Annotated in this window: 18 protein-coding genes and 1 tRNA gene; 9 read left to right on the forward strand and 10 right to left on the reverse strand. The window is 54.8% G+C overall.

All coding sequences use genetic code 11. The features are described 5' to 3' along the window. Positions 1 to 93 precede the first annotated feature (93 nt). The 3 genes from QA596_00105 (at position 94) to crtI (ending at position 3,654) form a co-directional block, all read left to right on the forward strand. On the forward strand, positions 94 to 651 hold the full coding sequence (locus QA596_00105) for a cyclic nucleotide-binding domain-containing protein (GenBank protein ID MDG5765845.1): 558 nt from the start codon (positions 94 to 96) through the stop codon (positions 649 to 651). Continuing rightward, entirely contained in the window at positions 652 to 2,091 is a 1,440-nt protein-coding gene (gene rlmD, locus QA596_00110) for a 23S rRNA (uracil(1939)-C(5))-methyltransferase RlmD (protein MDG5765846.1), read from the forward strand. A gap of 81 nt (positions 2,092 to 2,172) precedes the next feature. Next, the gene (gene crtI, locus QA596_00115; GenBank protein MDG5765847.1) at positions 2,173 to 3,654 is read left to right on the forward strand and encodes a phytoene desaturase family protein; all 1,482 of its coding nucleotides are present in this window, start codon (positions 2,173 to 2,175) and stop codon (positions 3,652 to 3,654) included. A gap of 13 nt (positions 3,655 to 3,667) precedes the next feature. Here the strand turns inward: crtI and QA596_00120 are convergent, their stop codons facing one another. Next, on the reverse strand, positions 3,668 to 4,174 hold the full coding sequence (locus QA596_00120) for a metallophosphoesterase family protein (protein ID MDG5765848.1): 507 nt from the start codon (positions 4,172 to 4,174) through the stop codon (positions 3,668 to 3,670). A gap of 120 nt (positions 4,175 to 4,294) precedes the next feature. Between QA596_00120 and QA596_00125 the strand changes: the two genes are divergently transcribed. Both QA596_00125 and QA596_00130 read left to right on the forward strand, forming a co-directional pair. Then, the gene (locus QA596_00125; GenBank protein MDG5765849.1) at positions 4,295 to 5,326 is read left to right on the forward strand and encodes a glycosyltransferase family 2 protein; all 1,032 of its coding nucleotides are present in this window, start codon (positions 4,295 to 4,297) and stop codon (positions 5,324 to 5,326) included. 75 nt (positions 5,327 to 5,401) lie between these two features. Further along, complete coding sequence (locus QA596_00130) at positions 5,402 to 6,121, forward strand: hypothetical protein (protein MDG5765850.1); 720 nt, start codon at positions 5,402 to 5,404, stop codon at positions 6,119 to 6,121. Positions 6,122 to 6,261: 140 nt separating this feature from the next. Here the strand turns inward: QA596_00130 and gcvP are convergent, their stop codons facing one another. Together gcvP and QA596_00140 are read right to left on the reverse strand one after the other, a co-directional pair. Continuing rightward, entirely contained in the window at positions 6,262 to 9,132 is a 2,871-nt protein-coding gene (gcvP, locus tag QA596_00135) for an aminomethyl-transferring glycine dehydrogenase (GenBank protein ID MDG5765851.1), read from the reverse strand. 195 nt (positions 9,133 to 9,327) lie between these two features. Continuing rightward, positions 9,328 to 11,208 carry a PAS domain S-box protein gene (locus QA596_00140; protein MDG5765852.1) on the reverse strand — a complete coding sequence of 627 codons (1,881 nt, stop codon included), beginning with the start codon at positions 11,206 to 11,208 and terminating at the stop codon, positions 9,328 to 9,330. A gap of 379 nt (positions 11,209 to 11,587) precedes the next feature. Here QA596_00140 and QA596_00145 point away from each other — a divergent pair, with 379 nt between their 5' ends. After that, complete coding sequence (locus QA596_00145) at positions 11,588 to 12,280, forward strand: TonB family protein (protein MDG5765853.1); 693 nt, start codon at positions 11,588 to 11,590, stop codon at positions 12,278 to 12,280. 156 nt (positions 12,281 to 12,436) lie between these two features. Here QA596_00145 and QA596_00150 read toward each other — a convergent pair whose 3' ends face one another. Beyond that, on the reverse strand, positions 12,437 to 14,986 hold the full coding sequence (locus QA596_00150) for a PEP/pyruvate-binding domain-containing protein (GenBank protein ID MDG5765854.1): 2,550 nt from the start codon (positions 14,984 to 14,986) through the stop codon (positions 12,437 to 12,439). 313 nt (positions 14,987 to 15,299) lie between these two features. Between QA596_00150 and QA596_00155 the strand changes: the two genes are divergently transcribed. Continuing rightward, a complete protein-coding gene (locus QA596_00155) occupies positions 15,300 to 15,575 on the forward strand; it encodes an amphi-Trp domain-containing protein (protein ID MDG5765855.1) in 276 nt (91 codons plus the stop codon). Positions 15,576 to 15,924: 349 nt separating this feature from the next. Here the strand turns inward: QA596_00155 and QA596_00160 are convergent. Both QA596_00160 and QA596_00165 read right to left on the reverse strand, forming a co-directional pair. After that, positions 15,925 to 15,998, reverse strand: a tRNA-Val gene (locus QA596_00160). Positions 15,999 to 16,172: 174 nt separating this feature from the next. Continuing rightward, positions 16,173 to 17,108 carry a LysR substrate-binding domain-containing protein gene (locus tag QA596_00165; protein MDG5765856.1) on the reverse strand — a complete coding sequence of 312 codons (936 nt, stop codon included), beginning with the start codon at positions 17,106 to 17,108 and terminating at the stop codon, positions 16,173 to 16,175. 836 nt (positions 17,109 to 17,944) lie between these two features. Here QA596_00165 and QA596_00170 point away from each other — a divergent pair. Continuing rightward, positions 17,945 to 19,129, forward strand: a complete 1,185-nt coding sequence (locus tag QA596_00170; GenBank protein MDG5765857.1) for an MFS transporter — start codon at positions 17,945 to 17,947, stop codon at positions 19,127 to 19,129. 110 nt (positions 19,130 to 19,239) lie between these two features. On the opposite strand, the gene QA596_00175 is transcribed toward QA596_00170, so the two are convergent. The 3 genes from QA596_00175 to fabF all read right to left on the reverse strand — a co-directional run bounded on the left by QA596_00175 (position 19,240) and on the right by fabF (position 21,772). Next, positions 19,240 to 19,869 carry a hypothetical protein gene (locus QA596_00175; protein ID MDG5765858.1) on the reverse strand — a complete coding sequence of 210 codons (630 nt, stop codon included), beginning with the start codon at positions 19,867 to 19,869 and terminating at the stop codon, positions 19,240 to 19,242. A 90-nt stretch (positions 19,870 to 19,959) separates the two neighbouring features. Continuing rightward, entirely contained in the window at positions 19,960 to 20,271 is a 312-nt protein-coding gene (locus tag QA596_00180) for a YtxH domain-containing protein (protein ID MDG5765859.1), read from the reverse strand. 256 nt (positions 20,272 to 20,527) lie between these two features. After that, on the reverse strand, positions 20,528 to 21,772 hold the full coding sequence (gene fabF / locus QA596_00185; protein ID MDG5765860.1) for a beta-ketoacyl-ACP synthase II: 1,245 nt from the start codon (positions 21,770 to 21,772) through the stop codon (positions 20,528 to 20,530). Positions 21,773 to 22,009: 237 nt separating this feature from the next. On the opposite strand from fabF, the gene msrB reads away from it, so the two are divergent. Further along, positions 22,010 to 22,552 carry a peptide-methionine (R)-S-oxide reductase MsrB gene (gene msrB, locus QA596_00190; protein ID MDG5765861.1) on the forward strand — a complete coding sequence of 181 codons (543 nt, stop codon included), beginning with the start codon at positions 22,010 to 22,012 and terminating at the stop codon, positions 22,550 to 22,552. 135 nt (positions 22,553 to 22,687) lie between these two features. Here msrB and QA596_00195 read toward each other — a convergent pair whose 3' ends face one another. After that, complete coding sequence (locus QA596_00195; GenBank protein ID MDG5765862.1) at positions 22,688 to 23,335, reverse strand: SDR family oxidoreductase; 648 nt, start codon at positions 23,333 to 23,335, stop codon at positions 22,688 to 22,690. Positions 23,336 to 23,351: the final 16 nt, after the last annotated feature.

The raw sequence follows: 23,351 nt of genomic DNA on the forward strand, positions 1-23,351 counted from the left end.
ATATTCAGGCAGGTGGTTGCCCTTTTGAACCTGCCGGAACGGTCCCGTACGCCGAATACACTCTGTTTACCACCAGCAAACCCGAATCCCGCCATGTACAAACCCAAATTCTGGCAGCGTTTAAAATCCCAGTCGGAGCTGATTTTCCAATCAACGTTTCTGAAACGCCTCTCGCAGCTGGAGCGCTATGAGCTGCTGCAACTGAGCCACCGGAGGCGATACAAAGCCGGGGAAGTGATTTTTTATCAGGGAGACCCCGGCACCGGGATGTATCTGATTGAGCAGGGGTCCGTGGAACTGCTGTACCAGGAAAACCCTGAACAGGAGCAGGTCCAGCTCACCCAGCTCCATCCGCCCGAATCGTTCGGCGCTTTCAGCGTGGATTACCAGATCCGGCGCAAGGCCACCGCCCGCTGTGTCACCGATTGTGTGCTTTACGGCTTTTTTATCTCCGATTACCAGATTCTGAGTAAACGCCACCCCAAGATCGCGCTTCGTTTTCTGGAAACCCTGAACGTCGTTTCGATTCAGCACCTCGACCTCGCCCTTTCCCGCATGAACAATGTTGAAATGGAAGCAGAAGCGTACGCCCTGCTCTTTGAAACCTATGACCTCCCGACGGAAGAGGCGGTCAATGAGAAAATCAGTTAAATGAATCAGCAGCAGCCCCCCTCTCCGGTAAAAAAAGGCCGGGAACTGGAACTGGATATTACCGCGGCGGCTTTTGAAGGAAAAGGCCTCGGCAAAGTAGGTGAGTACGCGGTATTTGTGAAGAACACAGCGCCCGGTGACCGGGTGAAGGTGCGTATCATCAAAAAGAAGAAGAAATACGCGGAAGGAGTTCTGCTTGAGCTGCTCTCCCCGTCACCCGACCGGATCCGGCCGGAATGCCGCCACGCGGAGATCTGCGGAGGTTGTACCTGGCAGCATATCCCCTATGAAACCGAACTGGCCTACAAGGCGGGGCACGTCGCCGACCATTTCCAGCGAATCGGCGGTTTCCGGGATCTGAAACCCGAACCGCCCGTTGGCGCACCCCGGCCCTATCACTACCGCAACAAAATGGAATATACGTTCGGCGACCGCCGCTGGCTCACCGACAGCGAGGTGCAGTCAGGCCAGGAGATCCCCGACAGGGATTTCGCCTTGGGCCTCCATGTTCCGGGCCGCTACGACCGCATCCTCAACATCGAGGAGTGCCATCTTCAGCACCCGGTCTCCTATCGCATTCTGGACGCCGTGCGCGCCTGGGCCCTGCAGAACGACATCCCCCCGTACAATACCCACAAACACACCGGCCTGCTGCGGCACCTGGTCATTCGCAACGCCGAACATACCGGCGACCTGATGGTGAACCTGGTCACCCGCACCAACGAGGAGGAGACCGTCCGGGCACTGGCCGGTCATCTGCTGGAATCTTTCCCCGAAATCACCACCTTCGTCCATACCGTCAACGACACCCGGTCCCCCACCTCCGAAGGTCGCTACCGGAATCTGATCCACGGACCAGGCCACATCCACGAGCACCTCGGAAGCTATCGCTTCCGCATAGATCCCGGTACGTTTTTCCAAACCAATACGCTCCAGGCCGAAGCCCTGTATGAAATTGTTCTCCGCTCTCTGGGTGATCAGAAGGTTCCCGTTGTATATGACCTGTACTGCGGGGTTGGTACGCTTACCCTGTATGCAAGCCGCATGGCCGGCCGTATTGTGGGCATCGAGCTCAATGAGCAGGCCATCGAAAAAGCCAGGGAAAATGCCGTCGATAACGGTGTCGAACACGCGGTTTTTGAACGCGGCGACATGAAGGATATCTTTAACGATGCGCTCGTGGAACGGCACGGACGGCCCGATGTGGTGATCACAGATCCCCCGAGGGCCGGCATGCACGAGGATGTGGTTCGGCGCCTGCTCAAGCTCGCCCCCCGGAAAATCATCTATGTAAGCTGCAACAGTGCCACACAGGCGCGTGACGTGGCCCTGCTCTCGGAACGATACCAGCTGGACAGCGTTCAGCCGGTCGATATGTTTCCGCGGACATATCATATTGAGTCGGTGGCCGTTTTATCCTTACGGCAGGACGGACTCTGATACGAACAGCTCGGCCTGCCTGATATTCGCTTACGGGCGCCGCATATGGCCGCCTGTTGCCTGAAATAATGTGATTCGAAGATGAAAATCGTTGTTATTGGTGCCGGTTTGGGCGGACTCTCCGCGGCTGCGATCCTGGCGGCCGATGGCCATGAGGTTGACGTGTTTGAGCAAAACGACCTCATCGGCGGAAAGATGCAGGAAGTCCGTGCCGACGGCTTCCGCTTTGACGCCGGTCCGAGTACGCTCAACATGCCCTTCCTGCTCAATGAAGTCTTTGCCGCCTGCGGCAAAACGCCGGAAACCTATCTCGAGTGGTTTCCGGTTGAACCGCTCTGCCGATACCGGTTCGCCGACGGTGTTTTTTTCGACAACTACCGGGACGCCGAGCGGAACCGGGACGAGCTGTTGCGCGTCGCCCCCGAAGATGTGGACGCCTGGGAAAAATTCATGAGCTACAGCGCCGATCTCTACCGGCGCTCATCCGGATCCATTATCTTCAATCCTCTGCAGGGCCTGCGTGACCTTCAGATACGAGATCTGCCCGGCATGCTCAATATCGACTCCTTTGCTACCGTTGCCAGCCGCGTTGACGATTTTTTCAGCTCTCCAAGGCTGCGGCAGCTTTTCAAACAGTTTACCGTAAGCAACGGAGCATCCGCGTACCGGGCCCCGGCCACAATGAATATCATTCCGTACGAGGAACTCAGGCTGGGCGGCAACTACATCGGCGGCGGCATGTACCGGCTGGCCTCGGCGCTGCACGATCTTGCGCGGGACTGCGGCGCAAATGTCTACACCGGCATGCCGGTTGACCTGATCGTTCCCGATCCATCCCGTAAAAAGTCGATTTCCGGGGTGATGATCAATGGCTCACTGATTGAATTCGATGCCGTCGTAGCCGGCAGTGACGCCACCGACACCTATCTCAACCTGCTGCCCGAAAACGCCCTTCCGGGGCTGAAACGCCGGAAAATATCCCGAACCGAACCCTCATCATCCGGCTTCGTCGTGATGTTGGGCATCAACCGGACCTACGAAGACCTGGTCCATCATAACGTTTTTTTCTCGGACGATCACGAAGGCGAGCTCCAGGCGATTTACGAGAACGGAGAGCTGGCGGACGAGCCCACCGTTTATCTCGTCAACACCTCCCATACCGATCCCGATGACGCTCCGCCGGGCTGCTCGAACCTGATGCTTTTTGTGAACGCGCCCTATACGCGTAACGGTCAACCCTGGCCTGAGTGGAAAGAAACGTATACCGACCACATCATCCACACACTGGAAAAACGGGGGCTTTGCGGACTCCGCGAGTCGATCTTGGTTCGCCGAACCATCACTCCGGAGGATTTTGAGCGAATATATCATCTGCATCGCGGGAGCATTTACGGACCGGGAATGAACAGCAAAGCCGCCGCTTTATCCCGACCGCGCAATAAATCCCCGTGGTTCCGGAACCTCTATCTGTGTGGCGGCAGCACGCATCCGGGCGGTGGCATCCCGATGGTATTGCAGTCGGCGCTGAACGTGGGGCTTTTGGTGAAACGGTCGGAAGGGTGACGTTTTCGGAAGATTACTCCTGCGCCCGTTTGCCGAGATTGATCACTTCCACCTCCCGGACCTTTCCGCTGTCGAGACAGAAACGCAGAACGGTGCGGTATTCCTGAAAGCCCTGCCGGCCGGCGGCGCCCGGATTCATGTAGATCATGTTGTTCTTGTCGGGATCGCGGGCGATTTTCAGGATGTGGGTATGTCCGCAGATGAACAGATCGGGGGGATTCGCCTCAAGCATGCCCTTGATCGGCAGCGAGTAGCGGCCCGGATTGCCTCCGATATGGGTCATCCACACATCCACCCCTTCGATGTCGTTCCTGTGAAACAGGGGGAACTCGGCCCGGATATCCGCACCATCGATATTTCCGTACACCCCTTTAAGCGGGGCGATCTCCCGCAGCTGGTCCGCGATGGCGATGGTACCGAAATCCCCGGCGTGCCAAATCTCGTCCACACCGGAAAAATGCCGAGTGACTTCAGGGTCCAGATAGTGATGGGTATCAGAAATAAGCCCTATTTTAAGCATCGTACTTATTGTGTATCATAGGGTCACCGTATCGAACAACATCGCCATGATACGGCAATTAGCAACAGGGGTAAAGCAAAAAATGCGGCCCGGCTACGAACCCCGCTGTAATCTATAACGATGCCTGACTTCAGTATTATTATTGTCACCTGGAACGCGCTGCACCATCTGAAAACCTTTCTCCCGTCGGTGTGGGAACACTCCCGCGACGACGCGGAAATCATCCTTGCCGATAATGCCTCGACCGACGGCACGGCCCAATGGGTGGCGGAGCATTATCCCGAAGTGCGGGTGGTAGCTCTGGATCACAATTACGGCTATTGCGGCGGGAACAACCGCGCCGCACGTCAGGCTTCGGGGAAATACCTGCTGTTCCTGAACAACGATGTCAAGGTGACCGGGAGATGGCTCCGGCCCCTTTCCGGAATTCTGGATCGTGAGCCGCAGACAGCCGCGCTGCAACCCAGGATTCGAAGCCATGAACAGCCCGGCATGTTTGAGTACGCCGGAGCCGCCGGCGGCTTTCTCGACCGCCACGCCTTCCCGTTTTGCCGGGGCCGCGTTTTTGACACTCTTGAAGAGGACCGCGGCCAGTACGACGACCGCTGTGACATCGCGTGGGCCAGCGGGGCGGCGCTTGCCATTCGCGCGGATCTCTTTGAGGAACTCGGGGGGTTTGATGAATCCTTCGAGTTTCACATGGAGGAGATCGATTTGTGCTGGCGCCTGCGCAACCGCGGATACCGGGTGAGCTACTGTCCCGACTCGGTGGTCTATCACCTGGGCGGCGGCTCCTTGCCGACCGGATCGCCCCGAAAGGTCTATTACAACTTCCGGAACAACCTGAAGATGATCTTCAAGAACAGTGCCGGTGGCCGGCTGCTCCCAAGGCTGCTGATGCGGCTGGTGCTGGATGAGGTCGCACTGGCCCGGCTGCTGCCGGGATTGCGTTTCCGGGAGGCCGGGGCCATCCTCCGAGCCCATCTCCATTTTTTTCTGGCACTGCCCGCGATGATGCGCCAGCGAAAAAAACTTCTCGCGGAACGTACCGAACCCTCCGACCGTACCGTTTTAAAACCGTACTCCCTGATATGGCACTATTTCATCCGCGGAAGAAAAACCTATGACCAACTGCCCGAAACTGGACATTGACGGGGGCGATACGTTATTTTTCGAATTACCTCTTTTTTACTCTTACTCACAGACATGATGCAGCCCATCTTCCTTATGCGATCCCTTCAGGCCGTGTTCCGTTCGGCGTTTCGGGGACCGTCGGCATATAGCCGGAACCATCCCCCCATCCCGGTTTCCCGGTTTTCCGCAGCGCCTGTGTGGCTTTTGGTGCTGTTGACGGGCACGCTCCTGCTGGTCTCCTCCTGCGCCTCTACCGACGAGCTGAAGGACGATGAGCTGGAACAGCTGCTGGATCAGGCCGAAAGGGAGTACGGCGACCTGGCCGAGTTGCTGGACGAAATGGCGATCGTCGAGGAAACCCTGGACGAGGAATCCATGGAGGCGATTGAGGCCCGGGCCGAGGAGTTGCTGGCCGAACTGCCCGAACTGTCAATTGACCTGGCAAGCTACCGGAGCCGGCTCGCAGATCAGCAGCAAACGGTCCGAAATCAGGTCCCGGAGATCTACATGGAGGAGATCAGGGAACAGGAGCAGAGAGCCACGAATCAGGGATTCCGGATCCAGATCATATCCACGAGAGATGCCCGTCTGGCCGAAGAGATCCGGGAGGATTTTGAATCCTGGATCAGCAGCGTGAGCGCGCCACCGCACGCCCGCACCTACATGGTGTTCCAGCAGCCGTACTACCGTGTGCACGTCGGCGATTTTCTGAACCGCGACCATGCAATGGAATTTACCGAGTTTGTACGCCTGCGCTATCCTGATGCCTGGGTGGTGCACAGCCGCATCCAGCCGGGGCGGGTTATGCGGTAACCATTCGGGTTTTCATTCCTCCGGGAGAGCGGGCAGAAAGCCGGTTGCAGCGTTTGATGGCCAGCGCTTGGGTCGCCGTACTTGTGCATCTTGCAGCGCGTCAGGCAGAACTGCGACCCGGATCATTTCTGCTGCATGCGTCAGGCGTATTCGGAGGTATCCGGACAGCTGCACACCAGATTCCGGTCACCGTAAACATCATCGATTCTGGTCACAGATACCCAGAACTTGTTCTGCCCGATCCATTCGAGAGGATAGGCCGCCTCCCTGCGGCTGTAGCTGTGGTCCCAGTGGTCGGCCGTCACCATCGACGCGGTATGCGGCGCGTTGCGAAGCGGGTTGTCTTCCTTATCCAGCGAGCCCTTCGCAATGCTTGCAATTTCCTTCCGGATGGAGATCATGGCATCGCAGAAACGGTCCAGCTCCGCTTTGTTTTCGCTTTCGGTTGGTTCGATCATCATGGTCCCGGCAACCGGGAAGGAGACCGTAGGCGCATGGTAGCCATAATCCATCAGTCGTTTGGCCACATCGATTGCATCAATGCCGGTGCTGCTTTTGAAGTCCCGGAACTCGATAATCATCTCGTGACCGACGCGGCCGTTTCTGCCCACATAAAGCGGTTTATAGTGGTCCTTCAGCCGCTCTTTAATGTAATTGGCATTCAGAATGGCGAGGCGGGTCGCGTTGGTCAGGCCTTCGGCTCCCATCATCCGGATGTAGGCATAGGAGATGGCCAGGATGAGCGGGCTTCCGAACGGTGCCGAGGCCACCGCCCCGTTGCTCTCGGGGAGGGCTATGTGTCCGGGCAGGTGCGGGACGAGGTGTTCGGCGACACCAATAGGGCCCACACCCGGACCACCGCCGCCATGCGGGATACAAAACGTTTTGTGGAGGTTCAGATGGCAAACGTCGGCGCCGATTTTGGCGGGCGAGGTGAGTCCGACCTGCGCGTTCATATTGGCACCGTCGAGGTACACTTGACCGCCATGGGCGTGAATCAGGTCACAAACTTCGCGAATATCCTCTTCAAAAACCCCGTGGGTGGAGGGGTAGGTCACCATAAGAGCCGCCAGGCGATCCTTGTGTTGTTCCACCTTCTCGCGAAGATCCGACAGGTCGATATTGCCCTGGTCGTCGCATTTGGTAATAACCACCTGCATGCCCGCCATCACCGCGCTGGCGGGATTGGTTCCATGGGCGGATGACGGGATAATGGCCACATCGCGATGCCCCTCGCCCCTTGTCTGGTGGTAGCCGCGTATGGTCAGCAGGCCGGCGAACTCTCCCTGAGCGCCCGAATTGGGCTGCATGGATACGGCCTGAAAGCCGGTGATTTCGCAGAGCCAGCCGGAGAGCTCACGAATCAGCTGCCGGTAACCCCGGGTTTGATCCTGCGGGGCGAACGGATGGATGTCGGACAGTTCGGGCCAGCTGACCGGCAGCATCTCCGTGGTCGCGTTCAGTTTCATGGTGCAGGAACCGAGCGATATCATGGAATGGGTCAGCGACAAATCCCGGTTTTCAAGTCGTTTCAGATATCGCAGCATCTCGTGTTCGCTGTGATAGCTGTTGAAAACCGGATGGCTGAGGTAGCGGGAAGTCCGCTTAAGTGAATCCGGAAGGTACAGCGCCACCTCATTCTGCAGGCGGGCGGTATCCGGGGCGGTTTTTCCGCAGGCACTTGCAAATACGGCCAGAATCTCCGCCACATCCTCCGGCTCCTTGGCCTGGTCAAACGAGACACCCACCGCAGGTTCCGGGAAATAGCGCAGGTTGATCGATCGCTTTTCGGCTTCCACCCTGACCCTCTCCTGCTCTTCCGGAGTATCGAGAAGCACCTTGAGCGTATCGAAATAGCGATCGTTGGCCTGGCGCAGTCCCATCTCCCTGAAGCCCAGATCGGCAAGCCGCGCCAGGGAGTGAATGCGTGAAGCGATCCGGCGAAGGCCATCCGGACCATGATACACGGCATAGGCGCCGGCCATCACCGCCAGAAGCACTTGTGAGGTACAGATATTCGATGTGGCTTTCTCCCTGCGGATGTGCTGTTCGCGGGTTTGCAACGCCATCCGGTAGGCAGGCCGGCCCTCCTTGTCGACAGACACCCCGATGATGCGTCCCGGCACCTTGCGCTTGAACGCATCCCTGGTGGCGAAGAAGGCGGCATGGGGCCCCCCGAACCCGAGCGGGATGCCGAAGCGCTGGGTCGTCCCGACCACTACATCGGCTCCCATCTCACCCGGCGGTGTAAACAGGGCAAGGCTCAGCAGATCGGCAGCCACGGCTGTACCGATACCGTTTTCGGAGGCTGCCGCTATCAACGGACCGATATCACGTACGGCACCGTCGTTATCCGGATATTGAAGCAGGATACCGAACAGGGTTTCGTCGGAGACATCCAGCCTGGACGGCTCATCAACCACCAGTTCAATTCCCAGTGGTTCGGCTCTGGTTCTCAGCACATCGATGGTCTGGGGATAGCAGTTGCTGGAAACAAAAAAACGGCTTCCCTCACGCCGGGTCCCCTTGCGGGTATCCCTGAGCATGGTCATCGCTTCGGCCGCCGCCGTGGCCTCGTCCAGCAGGGATGCATTGGCGATTTCCATACCGGTAAGGTCTATGACCATGGTCTGAAAATTGATGAGCGCCTCCAGCCGTCCCTGTGATATTTCGGCCTGGTAGGGTGTATAGGAGGTATACCATCCGGGATTTTCCAGGATATTGCGCTGAATCACCGGAGGGGTTACGGTTTCGTAGTACCCTGTACCGATAAAATTCCGGAACACGTTGTTGCGGGATGCGATAGCGCGGAACTCCTTGATAAAATGGTGTTCGCTGAGCGGATCCGGCAGGTCCATTGGTTTGGAAATGCGAATTGACTCCGGTACCGTCTGGCGGATGAGTTCATCGAGGGATTTGCAGCCCACAGCTTGCAGCATCTCCTCGACATCGGATGGGCCGGGGCTGTTGTGACGAAATTCGAACAATTCTCTTTCAAAAAGGGGATTCATAAAGTAACAATCAGCAAAGAAATAATTATTAAAAAACGGGTCACGGAGCGGCATTGGTCACATCCGGGAGACGCCAAAAAAAACACAGGTAAGATACGTATCATTCCAACCCCATTGAACCCGAAAAGTGCCTGATTCAGCAATGCCCGGTCTCTCCTCTTTGAATGTGATTTCGCCTCGCGTTCGGTATGCCGATCAGAAGAGATCCGCACTGCCGATCCCCTTTTTTTTGTCCGTTTTATCGAACGTCAGGGAGAAGCTGTTCTCCCGGCCGGAGGTATAGCGATAGGTGGCCTCGAGCTGTTTTGAGAGCAGATTGATCATGTGCAGGCCCAGGCTCTGCTCAAAACTGTTTTCAAGCTGTTCCTTGCCGGGCACCCCCTGGCCGTTGTCACGGATTTCGAGCATTACCCGATCGCCCTCTTTGCCGAGTGATACGTGGATATGTCCCTCTTCACGGTCACGGAACGCGTGTTTTACGATATTCGTCACCACTTCATTGACAATCAGCGAAGTGGTTATGGCCTGGTTGATGTTAAGATCCAGGTCGATGCAATCGAACGAGACGGTAATATCGGATTCCGAGGCAATGGTTTCCACAATTCCGGCAATCTGGGCGGCGATATTTTTCTTGAAATCGATTTTCGAGAAGCTGTCCGACTGGTAAAGGTGTTCGTGAATGGAGGCAATGGTTTTAATACGCAGGGAGCTTTCCAGCAGCTTTTCATTAACCACCTGCTGGTCTTCCTGCAGCGCCTGAAGCTGCAACATGCTGGAGACGACCGCGAGGTTGTTTTGAACGCGGTGATGGATCTCCGACAAGAGCATTTCCTTCTCCCGCAATGACTCACGGATTTTCTGCTGGGCCTGACGGTGCTCACTGATGTCGGTATGGATGGCATACACCGCTATAAGCTCATTCAGGTTGTTGAAAACCGGGCCGGCGCTGAGGTACAGGTCGACCGTTTTCCCGTCGCGCGTATTCAATGCGATATCGCCTTGCCAGTAATTTCCGGAAAAAAGCATTCTGGGGATGATATCCTTGAGGTTTTTGTCGGTATAGAGCTCGAAAATTCCACCGAGGCGGGTGACTTCCTCCGAACGGTAGCCCACCATATCAACAATCGCCTCATTGACGTACCACTGCCTGTCTTCCAGCGTATAAATGGCAATCCCGTCGTTAGACATTTCTATGACATTCTTGAACTTAAGCAGATCAAGCCGGGTCTGTTTCATCGCCGTCACATCGCGTCCGATGGTATAGATCACCCCCTCCTCAACAATCCACTCCGAGGGGTGCCAAACAATCCATTTCCAGATTCCTTCCCTGGTTCGCACACGCAGCTGGGTACTGATGTTTTTCAATCCGTTTTTTATGCTTTCAAAAGTCTGTGCGGCATCATCCACATCATCAGGATGGATGAATTCAGAAAACGGTCCGGAGGTCAGCTCCTCTTCCGAATAATTCAGAAGTTTGCAAAAAGACGGGTTTACTTTGATAAACCGGCCCTCTTCGGTCATGATGCCCAGCAGGTCAGGAGATCCGTTGAAGAAGCTGTTCATCTGGTGGGTGGCCTGTTTACGCTGTATATCGATGCCCGCCTGCAGGGAGATTTTCCGAAACAACTGATGGATTTCTTCGGTATCCGGAAATGGGTCTGGCCGATACAATACAAATACGGCGACCATCTTTTCATCCACCTCAACGGGAAAAGCCACTGCCGAGAGCTCCTTATCGGCGGGAAAGCGGTCTTTGCAGCCGGCATACTCAGAAGCAGTCAAGTTCTGGGTGAACTGCGTGGTCTGTCGCTCCAATACCAGGCCGGGAAGCCCCGTTCCCAGTTGCAGTTTTTCAGGCAGATCGCAGGCCGCCTTCGCTTCAATGGCATCGTTGATCCAGCGGGCCCGTACACCCAGATCCTCGCCGGAGTAATGAACCAGCCACGCCTCGGCTGCCTCCACATCAAACAACAAACCGATTTCCCGGATTACGTACAGCAGAGAGTCGTCCAGCTTTTCTATCCCGTGCATCACATGCAGCAGGTTGTAAATAATCTCATCTTGAAGAACTGGCATTTTCTCAATGTTCTTGTTTTGTATTCCGGCCGATGAAAAACTTCTCTTTCCCCGATTCCCGACAGAGGATTCCGGTCCGTGATGACAGCATATATGGCACATCTCAAAAGATAAGCGCATGGCTTAAATCCATCCCAGGTTGATGCAGGCTGCTGCCATAGTCCATTTGAACCGATTCCTCGATTATTTCCCAGTTTGTACAACCTGCCATACCGTCAGACATTGAATAATGTTACCGGCATTTTCCCCTCCCGGATAAGCAGGTATACCGTCGGGCAATACTTTAGATTTTTCTCAGACGTTGTATAAATTAGGATTTTATTATTGATTGACAAGGGGTTATATAAAAAATTTTAATATTTAATACCATGGTGATGATATGTCAATTAAGGGTACCATCCATTGCCATTACGTGTTGCTTTCCGTGATTGCCTGCCTGATTGCGGCAGGATGCGCTACACAACCGGATGCGGTTCGTGTATTGCACAAGACCATGCTGCCTGCCCATACAGGTGATGAAAGCCAGGGACAAATCAATCTTGAAGTACTGTTTTTATTGAATGAGGAAGGGGAAGTGACCAACCTTCGACTGCTCAATACAAGCGGCGATGCGGTGTGGGACCGTGCGGCAGTGGACTCCCTGCGGAAATGGACTTTTACCAAGCCCCCGGCCGGCAAGTCCGAGTATCTGTTCAAGAGCAGGATAGCCGTTCGCATCGAGTCCCCTGCCGGGGTTCCCGGGCCATCTGAGCTGTGGGGACCGGCGGCAAAAGTCGGATTGCTTTGGGCAGAAACGGAGGATCTGGCTGCAGCTTTGTATCAGCAGCTTGAAGACGGAGCGTCATTCCATAGCGTAATGACCTATATCGGGCAAACCGGCTCCGACTCCATGGAAGCCCGGATACTGGATACCTTTCCAGTTAACCGGTACCCGAAAAATGTCACAGAAGCGGTACGAAACCTCTCCAGCGGCGAGTACACACGGCCGATGGCGGTTCGTGACGGATATGTTATTGTCACATTCCTGCAAAACAGTCAGGGTACCGTTCTGATGCATCATCGCGACATCTGAGTCGTGACTGCGGTTTAACGGTATTGCCACCGTATAACGACACGGCTTTAACCGGCGGGGTGGATGGAATTGATACTGCCATCACGGGCAGCCGGCCTGCAGTTACGGGTGGATTGAGCTGCCGCCCTGAATTGGTCCGGCGACAGCCTTTCGTCATCACCGGCAAACAACCTGTTGCGTCATCACATCGGAGTAGATCTGCAACCCCTCGGTACGTGCCACATGAATTACATCTGAAAAACTACCGGCTTCGGGAAGGAGCTCTGTGAGCAGATTATCCCGTGAGTGGATTATTTCGGGATTGAAGATCACATCCTGCCTGCCGTCGAAAACAGCGATATAGAAAATTCCGGTTTCCACAAGATCCTGGAAAAAGTGGCTGCCATACGACAATTCCGGCATGAAGCCGGCAGCAGTTGAAGACACTTCACAGATCACCGACATGTGGCTCAGTTCGGAAAAATGGACCGGCACTCCCAGGGAAGCGGTCGTGGTTCCCCATCTACCCGGACCCACAAGCATGGCACTGCTGTTGCGGAGCAGCGCGTTGATTTTTCCGATTTGCCTGGCCACGGCAAACTTGTCCTGTTCCCGCCTCTCCCTGTAGGCCTGCGGATCCACGTAAACCACATGGTCTATGGGAAGGTGTACATTGCCCCCCATGAAGTTGCCTGTCTGCCGGATCAGGCATGTTTCATCGGCGGTTTGTTCGGGCATGGACACGGCGCGTCCCAGTCCGCGGGTCTGAAGCGGGCGGCACTGGACCAGGTTCACCTTGAACGCCCCCTCTTCGGTGAAGTTTGCGGTAAACTCCACATCCACAGGATACTCATAGACCTTGGACAACAATGCCAGCATATCTCTCATGAATCCGGGAAACGGGCTGCTTTCAAGCAGGCCCTGAAAGTCCAGCAGGTATGGCGCGGTATAGTTCCGTTGCCCAAGGCTGCGCATCCGCTGCTCCGTCTGGTAGTCGATGGTGGCGAATAGCGCCTTGTCGGCGCGCAGGTCAAGGGTGCCAAGCGATTGCCAGTCTCTGGTGACAAAGGCATTTTCCGAAAGAGAGACGGCATCCACCTGGCGTTGCGCAAACTTCTGCTGCTCATCGGAGTACATGGGCGGAAGCCGCTTTGGCCTGTCGAGGGTAACCAGTCTGGCGTAGTCGCTGACGGTTCTGTCGACCGCTCGGGTACCGAGTCCGAATACCAGCCTGAGCATTCCCGCCTCCATATCGATGTTTTTGTCCCAGACATACAGGTTGGAGGAGTTCCCGACTCCGGCGACATGCGGGAAAAAGAGGTCATCGTAGCGGTCGCCGGAAACGCGCTGTACGAGTACGGCCATCTGTTCGTCCTTGTCGGAGAGTCCGCGGTTCTTCCGGTACATCAGGGCGTCACGGTTCATGGTGCTGGCATAGACGGTTCTGATGGCCGATTCAAATGCCTCATAGCGCTCTTCAATCGAACCCTGATTGGCGCAAAACACGCTCTCGTACTTGCCGGCGAACGCATTTCCGAAATTGTCTTCCAGCAGCGAACTGGAACGGACGATGATCGGCGATTGGCCGAAATATTCCAGCATCTGAAGAAACTCTTCACGGATTTCGGGGGGAAAGGTGCCCGACAGCAGTTTGTCCCTGAAATCCGGGGCAAGCGAGAAGTAACCCTCATCCGTTTTCTGCTGAGTCCTGAGTTTCCACCAGCCGTTTCGGACCACATAGGTATAGAAGACATCCGACCCGACGTAGAACGAATCGTGAGGTTCCATGAACGGAGCAAAACGTGCCTCATCCTCCGTTTCCAGAATTTTTCTGGCCAGCAGCATGCCGACGCTTTTTCCACCGATGAAGCCGCTGCCGATTTCCCTCGAGGCGACGGCGATCAGGTCGGCCAGCGAAAAATAGCGGTCGCACAAATCGAACATCGCCGACTCCTGCCCAACGAGCATCCGCAGCAACTTTCTTTTTACGGCCTGGTGCTGCTCCTCGTTCTGTTCGAGTACTTCCCTGGCCTGCCGGAAAATCACATCCCAGTTATCGAGACGTTCCTCCGGGCGGGGAATACCCGAAAAAAGTCCGGCTGCTTCGGCGCTGGAGGTAACGCTGACCGCCTCCTCCCCCCGGATCAGATGGGGAAAAAACATGGTTGGCGAATAACGCTGCCACACCTTGAGCGGGTGGATATAGCGGTTGCCCCGGACATGGTAGACATCAAGCAGCAACTGGGTGGTCTCCCGGATACCCGCGATACAGCTGTTTGTGTGCATATTTCGTCTGAGGGCGAAATATGCGATCGTGTCCAGATCAAACAGATAGGGGCAGGTCACTTTAAAAAAGTTACCGATCATAAGGTCGGAGTGCCAGTTTGCGAGCAAATCGGTCAGGCAATCGAAAACATAGAACGTCTTCCTCCCTTCCCGCTCCATCATTTGGTGGATGGCTCCGGCGAAATGTTCAAAGCCCTTACCGGGATCGACATCATATTCGGTGATGTCAGGATGATGGTCCAGAAGCGGGGCATGAGAGCCGAACCGGACATACACGAGCCGACGTTTGTCGTTATGCGTTTGCCTGACAAAAGGTTCGATCAGTTTTTGGTAGTCGAATACCGAATCGACCTGCCAGACCACATTATCGCCCAGACGAAGGTAGTCGATCGCCTTGTCGAGGCCGCTGATTCCGGTTCCTGCCCGATCCTGATGGTTCATATCTGAGCTCTGTTGTAATTAAAGTATTTCGTTTTTTGTCATCCGGAGCCTGGTGCGATAAAAAGTACCGGTCCGGAATGTGTCATGCTCAGATCGCAACCTGGCACACCTCTGCTTTGGCGGAATTCCGACAAAGACGGAAAATCCGACACCGAATCTGCGAAGGAACCGTTCTTTGCCTGATTTGTGTTAGTGAGTGTACATGAAGTGATGTCGCGGCTTCTGTCTGTCACAATCCGCACGGCAGAGCAGGCGAAGAGGCGGCTGAGCAATAATACATTACCCCAAAATAACGAAAAGTATTTCAGTTGTTATGAGAAATGAAGATCTCCGTTTTAAGAGCAAAGAGCGTAAATCCCGTGAAGAAGCGGCTGTTTTCCTGCGTCAGCTTGCCGACAAGATTGAAGCGGGCAAACTGACTCTCAAACAGGGCAGCGAAGAGGTTCTGCTAGAGCTGCCCGGCGATGTAACCGTAGAAATAGAGGTAGAGGACAAGAAAAAGCAGAAAAAAGGCATCCAGCATAAACTGGAAGTTGAAATCAAATGGTATGAGGGAGACGATGCTTCGGGTCCGGTTGAGCTTGGGTAAATGTGCCGTGCAATGAGTCAGGTTATCGTGGCTGCACGAAAGGAACCTGCCGGTCCGTGACGTTCAAGAGCTACTAAGGCACGGCTCATTGACCATAACCGAAATATACCTGCACGATAACCCGGACGGCCTTCGTAAAAAGGTACAATCTGCCTGATGCGGAGAAGCCAAAACCTGCCAAATGCAGAGCGACTGTTTTTTTTAAAAAAAACAGTCGGGGGGGAATAAGGGGGGATAAAAAATTTGAGGCACCTCAAAACCCCTTGCATTTACCAACCCCCATATAGCAAAAAAATCGATCCCATTTTGCATGAGAGCCGATTTTTGCAAAAACTTCAACATGATTTCGTGGGTCCTACTGGATTCGAACCAGTGACTTCCAGCTTGTCGAGCTGGCGCTCTAACCAACTGAGCTAAGGACCCGGTTTGCAGCGTCCCGGGCATACATCCGATACTTGCGTAACTTCATAGTGGCCCGGCCTGACGGCATCCGAAACAGGCAGTCCGTCAACTGCAGAGCAAAGATATCATTTTGGCGGATTCCTCACAATAGAAAATGGAAATTGCCACCAGATTATGCTCCCTGAAAAGCCGGGATCAGACTTCCAGTATCTCCATCGCCCGGTCACCGGCGAGCAACGGACTCACCTTCTTTTGGATCTCTTCCTTGAGAACGTCTACAATCTGTTCTTTCAGGTGATGCCGGTAGGTGACAATGCTGATCTGTCGTGCCGGCAGCGGCTCCCTGAAGTATTGGACCGATGCAAGTTCCTGTTGGGAAAAATCACGAACGGACAGTTCCGGCAGTATGGTGATCCCGTCATTGGCATCCACCAGCCGTTTCAGTGAATCAATGCTTCCGGCTTCATAAACCAGGTTGTTTGGCGTTTTCTTGTGCTTTCTGAGTTCACACAGCTTCGCGATCTGGCTGCGCAGGCAGTGCCCCTCCTCAAGGAGCCACAGATTGTCCGGATCCAGTTCGTTCGGGGTGATATATTTTTCTCCGATGGGCTGCAGACCTTTGCCACGGTAGACCACAAACGGTTCGTTGTAGAGCGGAAGTTCGCGGATGGAGTCCTGCCCCAGTGGCGTTGCCAGTATCCCGGCATCAATCATGTTTGATTTCAGCCGGGCGATGGTCTCGCTGGTCGTCAGTTCATTGATGGTGACCCGCAGCCCGGGATAACCGGCCAGTAAATCCGGCAGAAAGAGCGGCAGCAGATACGGGGCAACGGTAGGAATCACCCCGATCCGGAGTTCTCCTTCTACCTGGTCGGACATCTCACCCGCAAGGCGCTGCATATGTTCTACCTCCTCCCGGATACGACGGGCCTGGGCAATGATTCGTTTGCCGGTTTCCGTTGGCATTACGGGAGACCGGCTGCGATCAAATATTTTCACCCCGAGCTCCTCCTCAAGACGGTTCACCATCGTACTGAGGGTGGGCTGCGTTACGTGGCAATGCTCCGCCGCCCTGGCAAAATGACGAAACCGGTCAATGGCAATAATGTAGGTCAGCTGCTGAAAATTCATAATCTCAGTAACGTTTCTGGTGGAAAACGGCATGGCGCCCTGGCTGTCGCCCCATCCGCTGCACATCAGGACAAGAACCCCTCAGCCAGACAACATATTCATTGGATATAGACACCGTCTATTGCAAGATAAACATTATCATAATAATTTAAATAACTTCTTTATTTGCACATGAATTGCCATGATTGCGCCCCAATCAACCCCATCCATCCCTCAAGCGCCTCGTGCGGTTCGCCGGTCGGAAATCTTTTGTGCTGGCTTGGTGAACTTGATGAAATGATCATGACCGGGCTGGCATCAGGACACACAGGCACATGACTAAAACCGGTCATGGAATTGCACGTGTCCATGTAATCAAAAATTTAAAATGCTGAACCGACGGTTACGAAGTGCTATGATCATGACCGGGCTGGCATCAGGACACACAGGCGCATGACTAAAACCGGTCATGGAATTGCACGTGTCCATGTAATCAAAAATTTAAAATGCTGAACCGACGGTTACGAAGTGCTATGATCATGACCGGGCTGGCATCAGGACACACAGGCACATGACTAAAACCGGTCATGGAATTGCACGTGTCCATGTAATCTAAATTTTTAAAAGATGAACCGAAGATCACGAAGTGCAATCAAATTTTTTAAACAGATGAAACACCTTGTTTTTCGTATTGCGATATTTCAGCCGGGCACCTAAACTATGGCGGTTATGTCGGCACAGAAGCCGCCACAGCTTACAGAAGTCCGCTGTTCGAACCCTGCTGATCCCGGGAGCGCATTGGTAACAGCCATTATCAAACATAAAGCCACAGCACCATTCCAAAGAAAATTGTCATACTGCTTGCCAGTACACTGACGGTGATGTCGGGCGCCACAATCGGCCCCGTTCTGCCCCTGATGAGCGAGGTGTTTGCCGATACGCCCAATGCGGCGTTTCTGACCCGCCTGATTCTGACCATGCCCGCCCTGTTTATTGTATTGTTCTCCACGTTGTGCGGATATCTTGTGGATCGCCACGGTCGCAAGAACATACTCTTGATGGCGACACTGCTGTATGGCATCTCCGGTTCGGCCGGTTTGTGGCTTGACTCCCTCACCGCCATCCTGATCAGCCGGGCGATGCTTGGCATGTCTGTGGCAGGGGTGATGACCGTCTGTATCACACTCATCGGCGATTATTACAGCGGCGACGAACGGCAGTATTTCGCCGGACTGCAAAGCGCATTTATGGCGTTCGGAGGTGTCGTGTTCATCTCCGCAAGCGGAGTGCTCGCCGACATCAGCTGGCGCGCACCGTTTCTGATATATACCATGGCGTTTTTACTGCTGCCCGCCATCGCCCTGATCATCACCGAACCGCCAGTGAATCGCGGCAGCGACAGTGAGCCGCCTGAGCCGAGGGGCACACCGGACACATCGCCGCCCCCCTCCCCCACATCGTTTCCCAAAGGGATCATCACCCTGATTATCGGATCGGCTTTCGCCGGCATGGCCATTTTCTACATGATCCCGGTTCACATGCCTTTTTTTATCAACAGCTTCGGCGATGTGAGCAACACCGCCATCGGCTTTGCCCTGGCCTCCTTTGTGCTCACCGGCGCAATCGTTGCCCTGAATTACCAGCGGTTTCTGGTGCGTATGAGCTATGCTTCCATCTATCTGCTTTGCTTTTTTCTGCTCGGCACCGGATATATCCTCATCTCCTTTGCCGGCAGTTACCACGAGATTTTTGCAGGCATGGTACTGGGTGGATTCGGATCCGGACTGCTGATGCCCAATAGCAACGTATGGATGCTTTCGGAGGCGCCGGCGCATCTCAGGGGCAGGCTTTCAGGCACACTTACGTCTGCGGTTTTCCTGGGACAGTTTCTGTCACCCATCCTCACCCAGCCGATGGTGGATGCCACATCCATCGATACCGGTTTTCTGATCATCGGCCTGACGGTCGCTTCGGCCGCGCTGCTGGTAACAATCGGGTATCTCGTTTACACCAGCATCCGGAGCAGAATCCGACCGCGGTAAAAGGCACGTCTCTCATCAACCTTTCCCCCGGCAGGAGAGTCAGGCAGTCCACCTATTGGCGGATCTAATGGAAGGCGCAATCGCGAAACTCCCCTCTCCCGGAAGGAGAGTCAGGCTCTCCACTCGTAGCGATCCTGGCCGTCGGACGACGCGACGAATCCCGCTTTCTCCAGATAATTGCGGTGTTCCGGAGTTGAGCCATGAGCCACGAGCCTGTCAATCCCCTGTTCCTTCAGATAGCCCCGGTTATCCTCGAAGAGGAATGTTCCGATTTTGAAATCCCGGTAGTTGGGGATCACGAAATCCAGCACCACCGTATGCAGCCCCGCTTCACCCGGACGGGTCACCAGCAGCCCGGCAGGCACCATGTTCCTGAGCACAAAAATACAGCGGTCCTGCTCCTGCAGGTCGTCCTGAAACTCCGGTTGAAATTTCCGAATCTCTTCCCGGTAAAACCGGATGAACGCTTTAATGTACTCACCATTGCTGCCGACTTTAAGAAGCTGGAAATACTCCTTGTCGCCCAGCATCCTGCTCAGATAGTAGATGTTGATCAGGACGATAAATCCATTCATGGCGGCGACGGGGGTGGCGCCTATCAGGATTCCGTAGAGACAAAAGGTGGCGGCACCGATCAGGTTGATAATCCTGAGCCGGATGATCGCGCTCATCATCAGCGAGACGGCAATCAGTACGGATGCCGTATAACCGATGATTTCATAAATAACATGGGTTTCCATAAAAAAAAAGCCGGTATATGATCCTGAATACGTTTCAGGTCATGATACCGGCATTTTCACAAAGATAAAACAGGCGGCCTTCTCCGGCTGCTATTTCAGAGCTTTTCTGACATCCTTTTTAATGTCATCCGATTTATCCTTTCCCTTCTGGATGATATCCTCCGTCATGTTTTTTCCCTTGTCGATCATCTCTTCGGTGTCCTTCAGCGCCGCTTCGTAGCGACTGTTCATGTTCTTAACAAAATCATCGAACTCGGATCTCACCAGGTCGGCATACTCATCACCTTTTCGGGAAATCTGTTTTCTTGTTTTCTCCCCTTTGTCCGGAGCAAAAAGTACTCCAAGCAGGGCTCCGATAAACGATCCGATAATTACACTGATCAGCATATTGAGTTTGCTCATAATCCCTCGCGATTTTTGGTTCATGGTATAGTTAGATAACACGATGCAGGACTCATCTGTTCCGAAGTGCGGAACAAGTGGCCACGTGCTCTTCAAATGGCTGCGGCTGAACCCGGCCAAAGGCATTCGTCATGGCTGGCCGCCGTCGATGTATCCTCTTGCCCGGGCTATTCGTGACGGCTCAGCGGAGCGGCCGTTCCTTTCGCGCGGATGGTGACCACATATGTAACGACCGCGACCGGTTCGATCAGCCCTATCAGACGGATTCAAAAATGGCGATACCGTTATGCCCGCCGAAACCGAACGTATTGCTCATCGCCACATCGATCTTTTTCTCCATGCTTTCGCCGATCACGATATTGATATTGGAGGGGATTTGCGGATCCAGATCGGTGGTATTGATGGTAGGAGGAATCACATTGTCCCGAAGCGCCAGTATGGTAATGATCGCTTCGATGGCGCCGGCCGCACCCATCAGGTGCCCGGTCATGGATTTGGTGGCGCTTATCCACAGGTCGTTCTTTCCGGAGCCTACCATCGACGCGATGGCTTTGATCTCGCTGATATCACCCACCGGGGTGGATGTCGCATGCGGGTTCAGGTAATTAACATCACTGATATCCCGTTTTGCTTCGGCAAGCGCGCGTTTCATTCCCTCGATAGCGCCAATACCTTCGGGATGGGTGGCCGAAAGATGGTAAGCGTCGGCGGTCATGGCCGCACCGGTCACTTCACAGTAAATATGCGCGCCCCGGGCCACGGCATGGTCATAATCCTCCAGAACAATGGCTCCGGCCCCTTCTCCCATGACAAATCCGTCGCGGCCGGTGTCAAACGGCCGGGATGCCGATTTCGGGTCATCGTTCCTCGGCGACATCGCCTTCATGGCCGAAAAGCCGCCCACAGAGCCTTCCGTAATCGGGGATTCCGATCCGCCGGTAACGATCACCTTCGCCTTCCCCCATTTGATATAGTTGAATGCGTCCATGATGGCGGTATTGGACGTGGCACAGGCCGAAACAGTGGTGTAATTGACTCCCATGTAGCCGTTGCGCATGGATATCATTCCGGAGGCCATATTGGCGATGAGCTTGGGCACAAAAAACGGGCTAAACCGCGGGGTGCCGTCGCCCTGATAATAGGCTTTCATCTGCTCTTCGAACGTCATCATCCCGCCCTGTCCGGTACCCCAGATGACACCGACATCAAAAGGAGACATTTTCGAGAAATCGAATCCGGAGTCCCTGATCGCCTGGTCGGAGGCAATCAGCGCATATTGCGTAAACATGTCCGAGCGTTTGATATCGGCCCGATCCAGGTGGTCGGCGGCATTGAAGTCCTTTAGCTCGCAGGCAAAGCGGGTGCGAAATTTTTCGGGGTTGAACCTGGTGATGGGGCCGGCACCGCTCACTCCGTTTTTGACGTTATCCCAGAATGTGTCCAGGTCGTTGCCAAGCGGGGCCAGGGCGCCCAGGCCGGTAACTACTACTCTGTTAGACATGAATCTCCTCTATAATTTATGAAGGCCACCGTCCGGGAAAGAAACACACCCTCTTGTGGCCTGTTGCCAAACAGCGCGCAAAATAAGGAAATTCAACGGGATCATCATCACGGAAATGAAGGGAATGATACCGGCGACAACCTGTGTTTGCGGATAAGCGGGTTATCGTACCGGCGCCGATGCTTTTGAAACCTGCGCGCCTGGCGCGGTTCCATCCACCAAAAAACCACCATGACTATGAGCGATAAAAGAGGTAACCGGACAGATGACAGCGCCGTTGCGGCCCCAACACCGGAATGGTTTGATTTCGGATTGTTTCCCTCACCGGATCAAAAACTGGAACTGAACGATACGGAGTGGCGGGAACGTCTTTCCGAAAACGAATACCGGGTGCTGCGCTCGGAGGGAACCGAGCGGCCCTTTGACAATGAATATTTCGGTACAAAGACCGAAGGGGTCTATGTGTGCCGAAGCTGCTCGAACCCGCTGTTCTCGTCCGTTGCCAAGTATGATTCGGGGACGGGATGGCCTAGTTTTTATGCGCCGCTCTCGCCCGATCATGTGGGCGAAAAATCGGATCACAAACTGCTTATGGAGCGTGTAGAGGTGCATTGCGCACGATGCGGTTCGCATCTGGGACATGTATTCGACGACGGGCCCGCGCCTACCGGCTTGCGCTACTGCATGAATTCGACCACCCTGCGCCTGATTGATGAGCCTGCTCACGCGCACATTGCCGCCGGACGGGAGGATGAGCTTCTCTTCACACTGAACCGCTGAAATCTGATGCTATGTTCTATGTTTTGCGGATGATTGCTCTGATTTTCGGTGCTTTTCCATGCAACCGCTGAAAATCGCGACTCCATGAATCCCGCAGGGCCGCACGTGATCCGGCCCTGCCTGTTCCGCTGATGATTACGGATGGTGCCCGCCGGTCGATGCCGCGTTCCGGATGGCCTTGTCGATTTCCATATCACCCGTGACCAGATCCCATTGGTGGCCGACAGATTCGGGGCTTTCCAGGACTTCCGCTACAACGGCGGCCACATCAGCGCGCGGTATTTCGCCTCCGGGGAGATCCGGAGCCAGGGAAACCCGTCCACGGGGCAGATCGTCAATGAGCCTGCCGGGGCGGATAATGGTGTAATCGAGTCCGCTTTCGCGCAGAGCCTTGTCGGCCTCCGCCTTGGCTTTCTGATACACCTGGAACACTTCATTGCCGCGCGGTTCCTCAACCTTCATGGCGCTGATCATCACATATCGGCGGATATTGTTCTTTTTGGCGGCTTCAATCAGTTTGAGCGCCCCGTCCCGGTCGACGGTCCATTTTCGCGCCGCTCCGCTGCCCGGACCGGCACCCGCCGCAAAGACAACGGCGTCAACCTCACCGACCGCATCGGAAATATCGTCGCTCTTTTCGATGTCACAGATTACCGGTTCGGCGCCGGCTTCCCTGACTTCATCGGCATGCTCCTCATTCCGGATGATGCCGAACACCTGGTGGCCGTTACTCTTAAGTATGGAGTGCAACAACATGGCGATTTGGCCATGTCCTCCTGCCATAGCGATCTTCATTTTT

Source organism: Balneolales bacterium ANBcel1 (assembly GCA_029688905.1).
In the GTDB taxonomy this organism is placed as follows: domain Bacteria; phylum Bacteroidota; class Rhodothermia; order Balneolales; family Natronogracilivirgulaceae; genus SLLW01.

Bases quoted from the DNA above. Each gene is read 5' to 3' on its own strand.
- QA596_00125 (MDG5765849.1), top strand. From the start codon at position 4,295: ATGCCTGACTTCAGTATTATTATTGTCACCTGGAACGCGCTGCACCAT.
- rlmD (MDG5765846.1), top strand. From the start codon at position 652: ATGAATCAGCAGCAGCCCCCCTCTCCGGTAAAAAAAGGCCGGGAACTG.
- QA596_00140 (MDG5765852.1), bottom strand. From the start codon at position 11,208: ATGCCAGTTCTTCAAGATGAGATTATTTACAACCTGCTGCATGTGATG.
- QA596_00130 (MDG5765850.1), top strand. From the start codon at position 5,402: ATGCGATCCCTTCAGGCCGTGTTCCGTTCGGCGTTTCGGGGACCGTCG.
- QA596_00195 (MDG5765862.1), bottom strand. From the start codon at position 23,335: ATGGCAGGAGGACATGGCCAAATCGCCATGTTGTTGCACTCCATACTT.
- fabF (MDG5765860.1), bottom strand. From the start codon at position 21,772: ATGTCTAACAGAGTAGTAGTTACCGGCCTGGGCGCCCTGGCCCCGCTT.
- gcvP (MDG5765851.1), bottom strand. From the start codon at position 9,132: ATGAATCCCCTTTTTGAAAGAGAATTGTTCGAATTTCGTCACAACAGC.
- QA596_00150 (MDG5765854.1), bottom strand. From the start codon at position 14,986: ATGAACCATCAGGATCGGGCAGGAACCGGAATCAGCGGCCTCGACAAG.
- QA596_00145 (MDG5765853.1), top strand. From the start codon at position 11,588: ATGTCAATTAAGGGTACCATCCATTGCCATTACGTGTTGCTTTCCGTG.
- QA596_00180 (MDG5765859.1), bottom strand. From the start codon at position 20,271: ATGAGCAAACTCAATATGCTGATCAGTGTAATTATCGGATCGTTTATC.
- QA596_00155 (MDG5765855.1), top strand. From the start codon at position 15,300: ATGAGAAATGAAGATCTCCGTTTTAAGAGCAAAGAGCGTAAATCCCGT.
- crtI (MDG5765847.1), top strand. From the start codon at position 2,173: ATGAAAATCGTTGTTATTGGTGCCGGTTTGGGCGGACTCTCCGCGGCT.
- QA596_00105 (MDG5765845.1), top strand. From the start codon at position 94: ATGTACAAACCCAAATTCTGGCAGCGTTTAAAATCCCAGTCGGAGCTG.
- QA596_00165 (MDG5765856.1), bottom strand. From the start codon at position 17,108: ATGAATTTTCAGCAGCTGACCTACATTATTGCCATTGACCGGTTTCGT.
- QA596_00175 (MDG5765858.1), bottom strand. From the start codon at position 19,869: ATGGAAACCCATGTTATTTATGAAATCATCGGTTATACGGCATCCGTA.
- QA596_00120 (MDG5765848.1), bottom strand. From the start codon at position 4,174: ATGCTTAAAATAGGGCTTATTTCTGATACCCATCACTATCTGGACCCT.
- msrB (MDG5765861.1), top strand. From the start codon at position 22,010: ATGAGCGATAAAAGAGGTAACCGGACAGATGACAGCGCCGTTGCGGCC.